This is a genomic window from Actinosynnema pretiosum (assembly GCF_024171695.1).
In the GTDB taxonomy this organism is placed as follows: Bacteria; Actinomycetota; Actinomycetes; order Mycobacteriales; family Pseudonocardiaceae; genus Actinosynnema; species Actinosynnema pretiosum.
The window spans coordinates 834,631-849,079 of the sequence record NZ_JAMTCF010000001.1 but is presented as its reverse complement, the minus strand read 5'-3'; the positions used below and the strand labels follow the sequence as shown (position 1 = coordinate 849,079).

Sequence of the window (14,449 nt, the reverse complement as noted above, 5' to 3'; positions counted from 1 at the left end):
CGCACCCCGACCCCGCACCCCGACCCCGCACCCCGCGCCCCGCGCCCCACACCCGCGCCCCGTGCCCGCGCCCTGCACCCGCACCCCGCGCCCGCGCCCCGCACCCCGCCGCGCCGTCCAGCGCCGCGCCGCCTCGTGCCGCCCCGCCGCGTCCAGCCCCGCCCCCCGCCGCGCCCTGCCTCGCCGAGCCCCAACGCGCCGCGCACCTCGCGCCGCCGTGCTCTGCCCCGCCGCGCGCCGCGTCGCCTCGCCGCGCACCCGCCGAGCCCTGCGTCCTGCCGGGCCGCATCGCCCCGCGCCTCCCCGCGCCGTGCCCCGCTCCGCCCGCCGCGCCCGCGCCATCCCGCCCAGCCCCCGCCGCCTGCCTGACCGCCACCCACCCCGTCCCTCTCCCAGGTGTCCCGAAAGGGGTGAACCTCTCACCCGTCCGCGTAGAACTCCCCGTGCCGCGCAACCCCCCACCCCCCACCGGGGCGCACCCTCACCTGGTGGTGCGCTCACCGGACCCCCGCTCGCCCGACCCCCGGCCGGTCACCTACCGGGGCACCCGCGAGTCAGCCTGGGTGGTGCTCGGCCTGCTGGTCGCGCTCGGCCTGTGGGTCTGGCCGTCGTCCACCACCACCGGCGTCGTGTTCGGCGTCGGCGTGGCCGCCCTGCTCGTCGTCACCGCCCGCCTCGGCACGCCCCGCTGGTGGGTGCTGGCCGCCGCCCAGGTGATCGCCTCGGCGGGCTGGGTGTTCGGCGTCCCCGCGCTGCCCGAGGTCGGCGGCGCGCTCGCGGTGGCCGCCCTGCTCGGCCTGGTCCGCCCGCGCGGCACCGCCCTGCTCGACCTCTGCGTCGTCGCCCTGTCCACCGGCGTGCTCGTCTGGGCGCTGCCCACCACCCAACCGGTGCTGGAGCTGGTCACCGCCGTCCTGCTCCTGTCGGTCTCCGCCGCCGCGTTCCTGGTCGTCGGCACGCCCCGCCGCTCCCGGCTGCTGCACTGGGCGTTCACCTGGTTCCTGGCCACCCTGCTCACCCCGATCACCCCGGCCGTCGCCCTGCTCGCCCCGGTCCTGCTCACCGCCACCCTGCCCGCCCCGGACGCCGGTCGCGGCCCGCGCGCGCTCGGCTGGGGCAGCCGCGCCGTCCTGGTCGGCTGCGTCGCCCCGCTCCCGGTCCTGCTCGCCCAGCGCGCCCTCCAGTCCTCCATCGACGACGTCGTCGGCATCGCCGCCGTCTCGCTGATCGCCACGGTCCCGGTGCTGGTCAGGGTGTCCCTGCGGCACCGCGACCGCACCGACGACCCCCGCCTGCGCCGCAGGCTGCGCAACCGCACGGTCCGGGTCTGCCTGGTGTTCGCGGTCGCGGGCCTGCTCCCGCTGGGCGTGCTCGCCCAGCTGTCCGTCGCGGTCGCCAGCCAGACCGTCACCGCCGAGGTCGAGCGCCGCCTGGACGCCTCCGCCGAGGTCGCCGCCGCCGAGCTGGCCAACACCCTGGACTCGGCCCGCGCCCTGGTCCGCTCCTACGCCGAGCGCCCGGAGATCCGCGAGGCCAACTTCGCCGAGTCGACCGGCGCGCTCGACGCGGTCCGCGAGGCCGTCACCTCCCTGCAGCGGCAGAACCCCATGTTCGAGGCCACCTGGGCGATGGACGCCGACGGCACCCTGGTCGCCGTCTCACCGGGTCCGGCCACCCCGCCGCGCAACAACTTCGCCTACCGCGACTACTTCCAGGGCGCGCTGAGCACCGGCGGCCCGTACGTGTCCCAGGTGTACGAGGGCCTGCGCGCCGACCACCCCGAGCTGGTCGCGATCGCCGCCCCGGTCCGCGCGGGCACCGAGATCGTCGGCGTCATCGCCACCAGCTTCCCCATCGGCGCCCTCACCGGCTTCGTCAGCGGCCTCGCCGCCGGTCAGGACGTGCGGCTCGCCGTCGCCGACCGGGGCGGGTCGCTGCTGACCGGCGAGCAGCTCGGCACCCCCGGCCTGACCAGTGGCCTCGGCGACCCGCAGATCGCCGCCGCCCTGCGCGGCCAGCAGGGCCGCGCCACCACCGGCACCGCCGACAACCCGGTCGAGACCTCCTACCGGTCCGTGCCGGGCCTTGGCTGGGCGGTGGTGGCCAGCATCGACTCGCGCACCGCCTTCGCGGGCGTCGCCCGGTTCACCGGCCGGGTGCTCGCCGTGACCACCCTGCTGCTCCAGATGCTGCTGGTCGGCCTGGTCGTCACGGTCCGCAGCGAGCGCAGGGGCAGGCTCGCCGAGGAGCGGCTGGCCCGCAGCGCCGCCCACACCGACTCGATCCTCAACGCGGCGGGCGACGCCTTCGTCACCATCCGCCCCGACGGGGTCGTGACCAGGTGGAACAACAGCGCCGAGCGGATCTTCGGCTGGTCGCGGGAGGAGGCGCTCGGGTCCGCGCTGGTCGACCTGGTCGTGCCCGACCCGCAGCGGGCCGACCACCTGGGCGGGGTGCGGCGGATCATCGAGGGCAGCAGGCCGACCGTCCTCGGCACCACCCGCGAGGTCGTGGCCAGGCGCAAGGACCGCTCCGAGTTCCCGGCCGAGCTGACCCTGTGGTCCTCGCACTACGAGGACCACCGGGTGTTCAGCGCGTTCGTCCGCGACATCACCGAGCGCAAGGCCGCCGAGGAGGAGATCGCCCGCGCCCGCGACGAGGCGCTGTCCGCGTCCAGGATGAAGTCGGCGTTCGTGGCGAACATGAGCCACGAGATCCGCACCCCGCTCAACGGCGTCATCGGCCTCACCGAGCTGCTGCTCGACACCGACCTGGACCGCCGCCAGCGCGACTACGCCCAGACCCTGCAGAACTCGGCCGACGCGCTGCTCGCCGTCATCAACGACATCCTGGACTTCTCCAAGATCGAGGCGGGCAAGCTGGAGATCGACCCGGTCGACTTCGACCCGCGCGCGCTGGTCGAGGACGTGGTCAGCCTGCTCGCCGCCTCCGCGCAGGCCGCCGGGCTGGAGATCGCCGCCGTGGTGCACCCGCCGATGCCGCCCGCGCTGGTCGGCGACGCCCACCGCATCCGGCAGGTCCTGGTCAACCTGGTGTCCAACGCGATCCGGTTCACCCCGAAGGGCGAGGTCGTGGTGTGGGTGGACGTCGCGCCCGCCGCGCCGGGCGAGTCCGGGCACGAGGTCACGTTCACCGTCGCCGACACCGGCATCGGCATCCCCGAGGAGCGGCAGCGGCACCTGTTCGAGGCGTTCACGCAGGTCGACGCGTCCACCACCCGCCAGTACGGCGGCACCGGGCTCGGGCTCACCATCAGCAAGCAGCTCGTGGAGCTGATGGGCGGCGAGATGGGGCTGGCCAGCGAGCCGGGGGAGGGCAGCGTCTTCTACTTCACCCTCCCGCTGCCGCCCGCCGCCGCGCCCCCGGCCCCGCCGACCGCCCGACCGGACCTGTCCGGGCTGTCCGTGCTGGTCGTCGACGACAACGCCACGAACCGCCAGGTGGTGTCCGAGCTGCTCGGGGCGTGGCGGGCGCGGGTGGTGTGCGCGGACGGCGCGGACGAGGCGCTGCGGGAGCTGCGCGCGGCCGTGGACGCGGGCGAGCCGCTGGACGTGGCGCTGCTGGACATGCGGATGCCGGGGCTGGACGGCCTCGGCCTGGCCGGGCTGATCAGGGCCGACCGGCGGATCGCGGGCACCGCGCTGGGCATCCTCACCTCCACCAGCGACGCCGTGGAGGCGAAGCGGGCGCGGGCGGCTGGCATCGAGGTGTACCTGGCGAAGCCGGTGCGGGCCAGGGCGCTGCGCGAGGCGGTGGCCAGGCTGGTCGACGGCGACGCGCCCCAGGTGAGCGCGCCGGAGCGGACCCCGGCCGAACCCGCGCCCGCGGGCGCCGGGCTGCGGCTGCTGGTGGCCGAGGACAACGAGGTGAACCGCCTGGTGGCCGTCGAGATGCTGACCGCCCTGGGGCACCGGGTCGACGTGGTGTCCGACGGCGAGCAGGCCGTGGCGGCGGTGCGCGGGGAGCACTACGACGCGGTGCTGATGGACTGCCAGATGCCGGTGCTGGACGGCTACCGCGCCACCGAGCGCATCCGGGCGCTGGCCCCGCCGCGCGGGAGCGTGCCGGTGATCGCGCTGACCGCCTCGGCGCTGGCGTCGGACGCGCAGCGGTGCCGCGAGGCGGGGATGGACGACTTCCTGAGCAAGCCGCTGCGCCGGGACGTGCTGGAGGCGGCGCTGCTGCGCGCGGTCCGCTCACCGGCGCCGAGACCGAGGCGCGAGGGCGACGGTGCGGTGTCCGCGTCGGCGGGGGTGCGGGCCGGGTTCGGGGCCGCAGGGGCCGCAGGCGGCGGCGGGGCGGGCGGGACCGGAGGGGCCAGCGGGACTGTCGGTGGCGGTGACGGGCCTGCCGGGTTCGGCGGGGGAGCGGGCGGCGGGCGCAGGGGCGCGGGTCGCGGCGGTCCTGGCGCAGGGGGCCAGGAGGGCGGCCCCGGCCAGGACGCTCCCGGTCGCGGCGGTCCGGCCCGGCACGCTCGGGGCCGGGACGCGGCCCGCCCCGGCGACCCCGGTCGTGCACCGGCCACGGGCGCCACGTCCTTCCCCGGCGGCGCGCCCCCGAGCGCCACGCCTCTCCCCGGCGGCACGTCCTTCTCCGGCGCCACGCCTCTCCCGAGCGCCACGTTCCTTTCCGGCGCAGCGTCCCTCCCGGATGCCGCCACCCACCCCGGTACCGCCAGCCACCCCGGTACCGCCAGCCACCCCGACACCGCCCCCTTCCCGGACACCGCCCCCTTCCCCGGCGCGGGACCGATCGGTCAGGCGTCGGACGCCGCCGACCTCCTCGACCCCGAGATGGTCGACCAGACGCGCGACCTCGGGCCGGAGGCGGCGGCCAAGCTGCTGGAGTCGTTCACCGGCCGCGCCCCGGACAAGGCCGCCGCGATCGGCGCGGCGGTCCTGGCCGGTGACCTGACCCTGACCGGCAGCCTCGCGCACGGCCTGCAGGGCAGCAGCGTCACCCTCGGTGGCCGGGCGCTGGGGGCCGCGTGCGAGCGGCTGGTCGCCGCCGCGCGCGAGGGCGACCGGGGGCTCGCCGAGCGCCTGGCCGTCGAGATCGCCGCGCTCACCGAGCGCACCTGCGCCGCGCTGACCGAGGCACTCGCGCCCGCCGAACCGTTCGATCCGGTGACGCACCCCCGGTCGACCGGCCGGGATCGCTGAGCTGGGCCAGGCTGGCCCTGCCGATCACCGTCCGAGCGGTCGCCAGGCCGCCGGGGCGCCCGGTCGCCGGGACGTCAGCCCGTCCGGTGACCGGTCGCGGCGGTGGACCGGTCCGCGCCGCTCCGGTGGCGCGGACCGCCCGGCCCGCCGGACCACCGGGTCCGGCGGTCCGGCGGCGCCAACGTTCTACGGGTGTTTCCGGTGGTCGGTCGAGCGCAGGGGAGCGGGCGGGGCATGAGCAACCGGCGGGTCCTGATGGTGGACGACGAGCAGCGCGTCCTCGACGGTCTGCGCAGGATGCTGCGGGGTCGCTACGAGCTGTCGACCTCGGTGTCCGGCGCCGAGGCGATCGGCCTGGTGCGCGAGTCGACCGAGCGGCGCGAGCCGTTCGCGGTGGTCGTGTCCGACATGCAGATGCCGGTGGTCAACGGCGCGGCGCTGCTCGCGTCGGTGAACCGGATCTCCCCGGACACGGTCCTGATGATCCTCAGCGGCCAGGCGGACATGAGCGCCACGATCGCGGCGGTCAACAACTCCTCGCTGTTCCGGTTCCTCACCAAGCCCTGCGGGGCCGAGGACCTGACGCGGGCGCTGGACGACGCGCTGCGCCAGTACGAGCTGCTGCACGCCGAGCGCGACCTGCTCGAACGCACCCTCAACGGCGCCGTCGAGGTGCTCAGCGAGCTGCTCTCGTCGGCCAGCCCGGTCGCCGCCGCGCGCGGCGGTCGGGTGCGGGCGCTGGTCGACGCCGTCGCCGAGGCGGTCGAGGTCGCCGACGGCTGGGAGGTGCGGCTGGCGTCGCTGCTCAGCCAGGTCGGGTGCGTGAGCGTGCCCGAGGAGGTGCTGCGCAAGGTCGTCGCGGGGGAGGAGCTGGCCGAGGCGGAGCGCGCGCTGGTCGCGGGCCACCCGAACCTCGCCCGCACCCTGCTGGGCCGGGTGCCGAGGCTGGAGCGGGTGGCCGCGTGGGTGGGCGCGCAGCCGGTGGAGCTGTCCGCCGCGCGCGCCCCGCTGGCGGTGGACGCGCCGGGCAAGCGCGGCTGGCCGGGCGAGCTGGTGTTCGCGACGGCCGTGACCTGCCTGCTCGGCGTGGAGGGCGGCGTGCCCCCGGAGGAGCTGGCGCCCCGGCTGACCGAGCAGGGCTTCCCGGCCGCGCTGGTGTCGGCGGCGCTCGGCGCGGAGCTGGTGGCCGGTGGCGGGCGGGTGCTGCGCTCGCTGGGCGTGGACGAGATCATGACCGGGCACGTGCTGGACCAGGACGTGCTGACCACGGCCGGGGTGATGCTCCTGCGCAAGGGCGAGCCGGTGACCGACACCCTGCTCATCCGCCTGAAGCACTACGCGCGCACGGTGGGCGTGGAGGAGCCGATCCAGGTCCTGTGCTGAGGCTCAGCCCCGCTCGTCCTCCGCCGCTGCCTCCGCCTCCGCTGCCTCCGCCACGTCGTCGCCGCGCGCGGCGAGCACGGCCCGGATGCGACCGCACGAGTCGTCCAGGTGGGCGCGCAGCTCGGCCAGCGCCCTGGTGACGTCCCCGGAGCGCACCACGTCCGACAGCGCGGCGTGGTCCCGCGCGATGGGCCCGAGGTCGCGCCCGGTGTTGGTGATCTCCAGGACCGCCGAGAACAGCGGCCGGTGCAGCGACCAGGTGGAGGTCAGCCACCGGTTGCCGCCGATGCCGCAGAACCCGAGGTGGAAGTCCAGGTCGGCCGCGACGAACCCGGCCGCGTCCCCCGCCTCGGCGCTCGCCCGCATCCGGTCGAGCGCGTCGTCCAGCGGCCCCCAGTCGGCGTCGGCCGCCCGCGCGATGGTCTCCCGCACGGCGAGCTCCTCCAACGCCCCGCGCAGCGCGTACAGCTCGACCAGGTCCTCGTCCGTCAACCCGCGCACGTGGACCCCGCGCTTGCGCGTCTCGACCAGCCCCTCGACCTCCAGCTGCCGCAGCGCGTCCCGCACGGGCCCCCGGCTGACGTCGAACCGCTCGGCGATCCACCCCTCCACCAGGTGCGTCCCCGAGGCCAGCTCCCCGCGCACGATCAGGACGCGCAACTGGGCGAGCAGCAGCTCCCCGAGCGGCGGCTGGCGAACCGGGCTGACGATCATGGACTGACTCCCTCGTGAGGCGATCACCCCGAATTCTCCCAGAGGCGGCCCACCACGCCGGACAGCGCCCGACACCCGCGACGACCCGCCCCACCTGCGCCCACCCCGGCAACTTCCCCCACCCGCCCCCGCGCACGAAACCTCACCGTCCCGCGAGGGTGTCGGCCGATCGAGCCGTCCGCGTGCCGCCTCCCCGCTCTGCTGCCACGCTGGGCGTCCGTGACCACCGAAGACGTGCGCGTGCTGCTCATCGACCTGGAGAACGCCGTCGGCGCCATCCGGCCACGGCCCAGGGTGCTGCGCGGCCGGGTCGGCGCGCTGCTGGGCGCGGCGGGTCCCGTGCACCACGCCATCGCGGGCTACTCCGGCGCCGACCTCGCCGACGACCCCACGGCCTCCCTGCTGGCCGAGCTGGGGGTGGGGGCGCTGCGGGTCGCGCCCGCGCAGGACGCCGCCGAGAACGCCCTCCTCGCGCACGCCCACCGGGTGCACGACGCGCTCGGCTGCCGGGTGTTCGTGGTCGCCTCGGCCGACCGCCGCTTCGCCGAGCTGGCCGCCCTGGGCCGCCTGGAGCTGCTCGCCTGGGCGGACCAGCCGATCGCCGCCAAGCTGCTCGACGTCGCCCACGAGCTGACCCGCGTCCCCCGCCCGAGCGGCGCGCCGCAGCCCGGTCTCGCCGAGCACGAGGAGCACCCCGTCGACCCCGCGCCCGACGCCTTCCGCCCCGGCCTCGGCACGCTCGGCGCGGTGGTGGCCGCGCTGCTGGTCGGGGTGGGCATCGGGGTGGGGCAGCGGGTGGTGGAGGCGGTCGGGCGCGGGGCGCGCCACGGTGGGCGAGTGACCCACTGAAGCGTGAACATCCCCGGCGCATCGAAACGACCCGGTGCACGAATCCGAACCTCCGGTGACGGCTCGTTCACCCAGCGTGGAGGTTCTCCCGATGAAGTTCGCAAGACTCGCCGTGCCGCTCGCCATCGTCGCGTCCGCCCTGCTCGCTCCCGCGGCCTCGGCGGCCCCCGCCGCCCAGGAGGCCGACCGGGGCGTCGCCGCCACCGAGCGGGGCGTCGGCCTGAACCTCGGCCTCAACCTGGGCGTCAACCTCGGCGGTTCGTCGTCCTACGAGCGCGGGGCGGTGCTCACCGGCGCGGCCGAGGTGCCCGGCCCCGGCGACCCGGACGGCTACGGCACCGCCAGGATCGAGGTCCGCGCCACCTCGGTCTGCGTGAAGCTGTCCACCCGCCGGATCGGCGAGGCGACCGCCGCGCACATCCACGCGGGCGCCACCGGCGAGTCCGGCCCGCCGGTGGTGACCCTGGACCCGCCCGTGGACGGCTACAGTTGGGACTGCGCGCGGATCAGCCTGGACCTGGCCTACGACCTGGTCGCGCACCCGCGCGACTTCTACGTGAACGTGCACACCGACGCCTTCCCGGACGGCGCGATCCGGGGCCAGCTGCGCTGGTAGCCGCGCTCACCGGGCGGGCGTCCCCTCGGCGCCCGCCCGGTCCGCGCCGCCCGAACGTCCCGCCGGAGCGGCCCCCGAGCACCCCGGCTCAGAACCGCCCGATCGCCACGACCAGCGACAGCACCGCCAGCACCGCCGCGGGCACGCTGCCCTTCACGTCCCCCTCCTTCAGGTGGACGCCGACCGCGATCACCATGGTGATCACCAGCCCGGCCGCCGCGACCGGCGTCAGCACCGGGGCGATCCCGGTGGCCCACGGCAGCACCAGGCCGAGCCCGCCCAGCACCTCGACCGCGCCGACCGCCTTGACCTCGGCGTCCTTGCGGGGCTCGACCCAGCCCATCCCCTTCTCCAGCAGCTGCTGACGCGGGGTGGCCAGCTTCATCCCACCCGCGCCCACGAAGGCCACGGCGAGCAGGCCCTGGAGCACCCACAGCACGACGTTCACGACAAAGACCCCTCACGACGAGATTTGAAGTTTCAACCGACACCATAACAGCTCATGTGAAATTTCAAGTCAAGTAGCATTCACGCCATGGCCGAACCGCCCGCCGCCGAACAGCCCAACTGGCTCAGCCCCGAGCAGCTCCACGACTGGAAGGCGCTCGCGGGCGTCCTCGTCGCCCTGCCCAGCGCCCTGGAGAGCCAGCTCAGGCGCGACTCGGGCCTGTCCCTGTTCAGCTACCTGGTCATGGCGGGCCTGTCCGAGGTCCCCGACCGCTCCATGCCGATGAGCGAGCTGGTCGCCTTCACCCAGGGCTCGGCCTCGCGCCTGTCCCACACCGTCACCCAGCTGGAGCGCCAGGGCTGGGTCACCAGGGCCCCGAGCCCGGACAACGGCCGCATCACCCTGGCCACCCTGACCGACGCGGGTTTCACCAAGCTCGCCGAGGCCGCCCCCGCGCACGTCGCGGAGGTCCGCAAGCTCGTGGTCGACGTCCTCGGCCAGGACGAGCTGGGCGCGATGGGCGCGGCCAGCCGCACCCTCCTGGACGCCCTCCTCGGTGTGAACGGCTGCCCCGGCCAGAACACCACCGCCCCGCAGCCCCACCACCCCTGAGCCCCACGGGCCCGCCGCCCCCCGCTACCCGACTGCGATCCCCGTACTTCCCGCGCTCCCCACACTCCCCGTGATCCCCTTGATCCCCGAGACCCGGAGGAAGTCCAACTTCTCCGCGTCCGCGCTCCCGGCCGCCGCGCTGTACACCACGATCTTCAGATCCGCCCCCGGCACCGTGAGCACGTCGCAGTCCAGCTCCACCTCGCCCACCGCAGGGTGCTCCACCACCTTCCGGTCGTGCGTGTGCTCGCCCACCGCCCCCTCCCGCCACAGCCGCGCGAACCGCTCGCTCCCCGCCAGGCACCGCCGCACCAGCTCGGCCAGCCCCCGGTCCTCCGGGTACCGCACCGTCGCCGCCCGCAGGTCCGCCACCAGCGCCGGTTCCAACCCCGACGACCCCCGCCGGACCGGCAGCGACCCCAGGAACGCCGCCGCCACGATGTTCCGCTCCCCGGCGGGCAGCGCCAGCGGGTCACCCAGCAGCACCGCCCACAGCGGCGACCACGTCACCAGCGTCCAGTCCGCGCTGAACACCGCCACCGGCAGCTCCCCGAGCCGCGCCACCAGCCGCTGCACGCTCGGCGGCACGTGGCTGTCGATCACCCCGCTCGACGGCGGCGGCAGGTGCGCCAGCCGGTGCAGGTGGTCCCGCTCGGCCGCCGTCAGCTGCAACGCCCGCGCCACCGCCGCCACGACCTGCTCCGACGGGTTCCGCGCCCGCCCCTGCTCCAGCCGCACCAGGTAGTCCACGCTCATCCCGGCGAGCGCCGCCAGCTCCTCCCGCCGCAGCCCGCTGGCCCGCCGCGACCCGAAGACCGGCAGCCCCACGTCCAGCGGCGACAACCGGTCCCGCCACCCGCGCAGCGCCTCGCCCAGCGCGTTCCCCGCCGAAGATCCCGTCACCGCCCCAGTCTCGCCCACGGGCGCCCCGACGAGGGTGGTACTACCGTTCCCACCGACGGCCAGGGCACTGGGCCCCACCCTCCCCACCCCCGAACCTGGTGACACCACCACCCGGTGGCACCACCGCCGAACAGGGAGGCTCCGCCGTGGAGCGCACCACCGTCATGACTGGGGCCAGCAGGGGCATCGGCCTCGTCGCCGCCCGGCACCTGCTCGCCACCGACCGCGAGCTCCAGCTCGTGGTCCTCGGCCGGGTCCCCGCCGAGCTCGCGGGCGCCAGGGTCACCGCCATCCCCACCGACCTGTCCTCGCTGGCCGACGTCCACCGCGCCGCCACCGAGGTCACCACCCTCCTGGACGCGGGCCTGCCGCCCCTGCGCGGCCTGATCGCCAACGCGGGCATCCAGCACTCCGACGCCCGCACCACCACCGTCGACGGCCACGAGGCCACCTTCGCGGTCAACGTCATCGCGAACCACCTGCTCCTGCGCGTGCTCGCCGACCGCTTCACCACCCCGGCCCGCGTCGTCATCACCACCAGCGACACCCACTTCGGCGACCTCAAGCACAACCTCGGCATGGTCCCCGCCCCGCGCTGGCACGACCCCGAGGTGCTCGCCGCGCCCGGTGCGTTCCCCCGGCCGGACAGCGCCCCGGCGGGCCGCACCGCCTACTCGACCAGCAAGCTCGCCACCGTCCACCAGGTGCACGAGCTGGCCCGCAGGCTCCCGCCCGGCGTCGAGGTCCTGGCCCACAACCCCGGCTTCGTCCCCGGCACCGGCCTGACCCGCAACGCGGGCCCCGCCGTCCGCTTCACCGCCAGGCACTTCCTGCCCCTGCTCGCGCGGACCCCGATCGCCACCGACGTCGCCACGGCGGGCCGCCACCTCGCCGAGTCCCTCACCCGACCGGTCACCTCCGGCGACTACGTCGACCGCGACCACGTCGCCGACTCCGCCCCCCAGTCCTACGACCGCGAGCGCGAGGCCCGCCTGTGGGCGGTCCTGGACGAGCTGTGCGGGACCTGGGTCCCTTCCCGGTAGGGACCGAAGACCGCTGCCCGGACCCCGCGCACGGGGCAGGCTGGGGACCAGGCAAGGGAGGTCTCGGATGGCGATCACACCGGTTCACCCCCACAGCACACCGGTCGCCGCGGCGGACGCGGAACCCCGCACCGCCGCACCGGCCCCGGAGCCCCGCGCGCCCCTCTCCCCAGGGGCCGCGGTGGCGACGGCGACCTCCTTCGCCGCCACCCTGCCGGGCCTGCCCCTGCGCGCCGCGCTGCACGCGGTCGCCGTCGCCCCGACGCCACGCCTGTGCGCCGGGACCGCGCTGACCGCCACGCTCGCCGCCGCGCGGGGAGTGGGCCTGGCGACAGGTGGGGCCGTCGCACTGCTGCACGTGCTGGTCCACGCGTCGCACCGGTGACGAACGGCCGCGCGGTCGCCGGGCAGCGACCGCGCACCCCAGGGCTGCCCGGCGTCCCACCCCCGTGACGCCGGGCAGCCCACACCCCACCTCTCACACGAAGTCACCAAACTCCGCCCGAACCAGCGATGCCCACCTCGGTCGCACATCACTTCGGTTGCTTTTGGTGAACGGCTCAGGTGCAACCCCGGTAAACCGTTCCCCCTGTCGAGCGAGACACGACAGAGGGACGGCGGTGGTACCCGTGGTGCAGGACAACGAACTCAGGCCCGGTTCCCCGCTCCGCAGGGCGGCCCTGTTCGCCGCCCTCTACGCGGCGGCCTCGGCCCTCGGCGGCCTCGTCGTCGCGGACGGCACCGTCCTCAACCAGATCTGGCCCGCCTCCGGCGTCCTCGCGGTCTGGTTCTGCCTCCAGCGCGACTCCCACCGGTGGCTGGACCTGACCGCCTTCACCGCCGTCACCCTCGCCTTCACCACCCCCGTCGCGGGCCTCCCGATCGCCCTGGTCTGCCTGATCTCCACGGCGGCCCAGAGCGAGCTGTTCACCCGCCTCCTGTCCCACCTGCGCCCCGACCTCTGGGGCGCGGGCGGCACCCGCCCCTTCGGCCGCACCTCCGACCTCGGCGCCCTGCTCACGGCGGCCGTCCTGTCCACCACCACCGGCGCGGTCCTCTGCGTCCTGGGCGTGCGGCTGGCGGGCGGCGACCCCACCTGGTCCGAGGCCCTGGTCTGGACCGCCCGCAACACCGCCAGCATCCTGCTCGTGGGCACCGCGGGCCTGTGCGTGAGCCGAGCCCGAGCCGCGAACCGCGTCACCCCCCGCCGCCCGCGCCTGAACCCGGCGAGCCTCCTCGAAGGCACCGCAGTCGTCCTCGGCTCCGCCACCGCCTACCTGGTCGCGTTCGTCTACAACCACGGCCTCCCGCTGGCCTTCCCCCTGCTCCTGGTCACCGTCTGGGCCGCGCTCCGGATGCCCACCACCTTCGTGGCCCTGCACGACCTGGCCCTGGGCGGGGCCGCCGTCCTGTTCACCCTCCACGGCCACGGCCCCTTCGCGTCCATCACCTCACCGGTGGCGCGCGTCCTGGTCGTGCAGGTCTTCATCCTCATGGTCGCCGTGGTGGGCCTCACCCTCGCCCTCGGCCGAGACGAACGAGCGGCCCTCCTCGACGAGCTCGCCGAAGGCAGGCGCGACGCCTCCAACCAGGCAGGCCTGCTCGCCGCCATCATCGACTCGATGGCCGACGGCCTGGTCGTGGTCGACCGCGAGGGCAACGCCAAGCTCCGCAACCCCGCAGCCCAACGCCTGATGGGCGACGCCGACACCGCGGTCCTCACCCGCCCCGACGGCACCCCGCTGGCAGCAGCCGACCTCCCCCACGCCGTAGCCCTCTCCGGCCGCCGCCAGTCCCACGGCGAGGACCTCCTCCTGCACACCACGACCACCCCGGAAACCCGCGTGGCCCGAGTGACCGCCACCGCCCTCCCCGACAACGAGGCGGCCGTGGTCCTCTTCCACGACGTCACGGCGGAACGCAGGCACCGCGACGAGCTGGCGAACTTCGCAGGCTCGGTGGCCCACGACCTCCTCACCCCCCTCACCACCGCCCACGGCTGGACCGACCTGACCGCGAGCCTCATCGAGGACCACCCCACCCACCCGGCCGCCCCGGCCCTGGCCGACGCGATCGAACGCGTGGCAAGGGCGAACACCAGGATGAGCACCCTCATCACCGACCTGCTCGCCTACACCACCGCGAGGGACGCGGCCGTCAACCCGGTGGCGATAGACCTGGGCGCCCTGGTGGCCGAGGTGGCGGCGGCCCGCGCGGACGCCGCAACCGCAACAGGCGCAACCCCACCGAGCTTCCACATCAGCGAACTCCTCCCAGTCCGAGCCGACCCCGTCCTGCTCCGCCAACTGATCGACAACCTCCTGGGCAACGCGATCAAGTACACGGCCGAGGGCGTCCCCCCACGCATCACCATCGACTCCCACGCAGACCGCGCAGGCGCGGTGCACGTCGACGTGGTCGACAACGGAATAGGCATCCCCCCAGGCCAACACGGCGCGATCTTCGACAACTTCCACCGCGCCCACCGAGCAAGCGGAAGACTGGGCACAGGCCTGGGCCTGGCGATCTGCAAGCGCATCGTGGAACGCCACGGCGGCGAGATCACCGCCCAGGACAACCCAGGAGGCGGCTCCCGCTTCAGCTTCACCCTGCCCGCAGTGGGCTGACCACACCAGCCACCCACCGCACTGTCTCAGGCCACCCGCACCCGCCCCATCACCGCACCCGCCCCCACCGC

At 75.5% G+C, this 14,449-nt stretch carries 11 protein-coding genes; 8 read left to right on the top strand and 3 right to left on the bottom strand.

Annotated features, from left to right (window positions below; translation table 11 throughout):
* Positions 1-488 precede the first annotated feature (488 nt).
* Positions 489-5,183, top strand: a complete 4,695-nt coding sequence (locus tag LV78_RS03285) for a response regulator (protein ID WP_253843207.1) — start codon at positions 489-491, stop codon at positions 5,181-5,183.
* Between the two features lie 234 nt (positions 5,184-5,417).
* Positions 5,418-6,566 (top strand): HD domain-containing phosphohydrolase, encoded by a 1,149-nt coding sequence (locus LV78_RS03280; RefSeq protein ID WP_253843206.1) that lies wholly within the window; start codon positions 5,418-5,420, stop codon positions 6,564-6,566.
* A 3-nt stretch (positions 6,567-6,569) separates the two neighbouring features.
* Here LV78_RS03280 and LV78_RS03275 read toward each other — a convergent pair whose 3' ends face one another.
* On the bottom strand, positions 6,570-7,280 hold the full coding sequence (locus tag LV78_RS03275; RefSeq protein WP_253843204.1) for a GntR family transcriptional regulator: 711 nt from the start codon (positions 7,278-7,280) through the stop codon (positions 6,570-6,572).
* Between the two features lie 219 nt (positions 7,281-7,499).
* Here LV78_RS03275 and LV78_RS03270 point away from each other — a divergent pair, with 219 nt between their 5' ends.
* Positions 7,500-8,129 (top strand): hypothetical protein, encoded by a 630-nt coding sequence (locus tag LV78_RS03270; RefSeq protein WP_253843203.1) that lies wholly within the window; start codon positions 7,500-7,502, stop codon positions 8,127-8,129.
* A gap of 91 nt (positions 8,130-8,220) precedes the next feature.
* Positions 8,221-8,745, top strand: a complete 525-nt coding sequence (locus LV78_RS03265) for a CHRD domain-containing protein (RefSeq protein ID WP_253843202.1) — start codon at positions 8,221-8,223, stop codon at positions 8,743-8,745.
* Between the two features lie 88 nt (positions 8,746-8,833).
* Here LV78_RS03265 and LV78_RS03260 read toward each other — a convergent pair whose 3' ends face one another.
* Complete coding sequence (locus LV78_RS03260; RefSeq protein WP_253843200.1) at positions 8,834-9,193, bottom strand: DoxX family protein; 360 nt, start codon at positions 9,191-9,193, stop codon at positions 8,834-8,836.
* An 87-nt stretch (positions 9,194-9,280) separates the two neighbouring features.
* On the opposite strand from LV78_RS03260, the gene LV78_RS03255 reads away from it, so the two are divergent.
* Complete coding sequence (locus tag LV78_RS03255) at positions 9,281-9,805, top strand: MarR family winged helix-turn-helix transcriptional regulator (RefSeq protein WP_253843199.1); 525 nt, start codon at positions 9,281-9,283, stop codon at positions 9,803-9,805.
* Between the two features lie 24 nt (positions 9,806-9,829).
* Here LV78_RS03255 and LV78_RS03250 read toward each other — a convergent pair whose 3' ends face one another.
* The gene (locus tag LV78_RS03250; protein WP_253843198.1) at positions 9,830-10,708 is read right to left on the bottom strand and encodes a helix-turn-helix transcriptional regulator; all 879 of its coding nucleotides are present in this window, start codon (positions 10,706-10,708) and stop codon (positions 9,830-9,832) included.
* A gap of 146 nt (positions 10,709-10,854) precedes the next feature.
* Here LV78_RS03250 and LV78_RS03245 point away from each other — a divergent pair, with 146 nt between their 5' ends.
* From LV78_RS03245 to LV78_RS03235, 3 genes are all read left to right on the top strand, one after another.
* Positions 10,855-11,751, top strand: coding sequence for an SDR family NAD(P)-dependent oxidoreductase (locus tag LV78_RS03245; RefSeq protein WP_253843196.1), 897 nt, complete (start codon positions 10,855-10,857; stop codon positions 11,749-11,751).
* Positions 11,752-11,818: 67 nt separating this feature from the next.
* Positions 11,819-12,136 (top strand): hypothetical protein, encoded by a 318-nt coding sequence (locus LV78_RS03240; protein ID WP_253843194.1) that lies wholly within the window; start codon positions 11,819-11,821, stop codon positions 12,134-12,136.
* Positions 12,137-12,383: 247 nt separating this feature from the next.
* Complete coding sequence (locus tag LV78_RS03235) at positions 12,384-14,378, top strand: sensor histidine kinase (RefSeq protein ID WP_253843193.1); 1,995 nt, start codon at positions 12,384-12,386, stop codon at positions 14,376-14,378.
* The last annotated feature ends 71 nt before the right edge of the window (positions 14,379-14,449 follow it).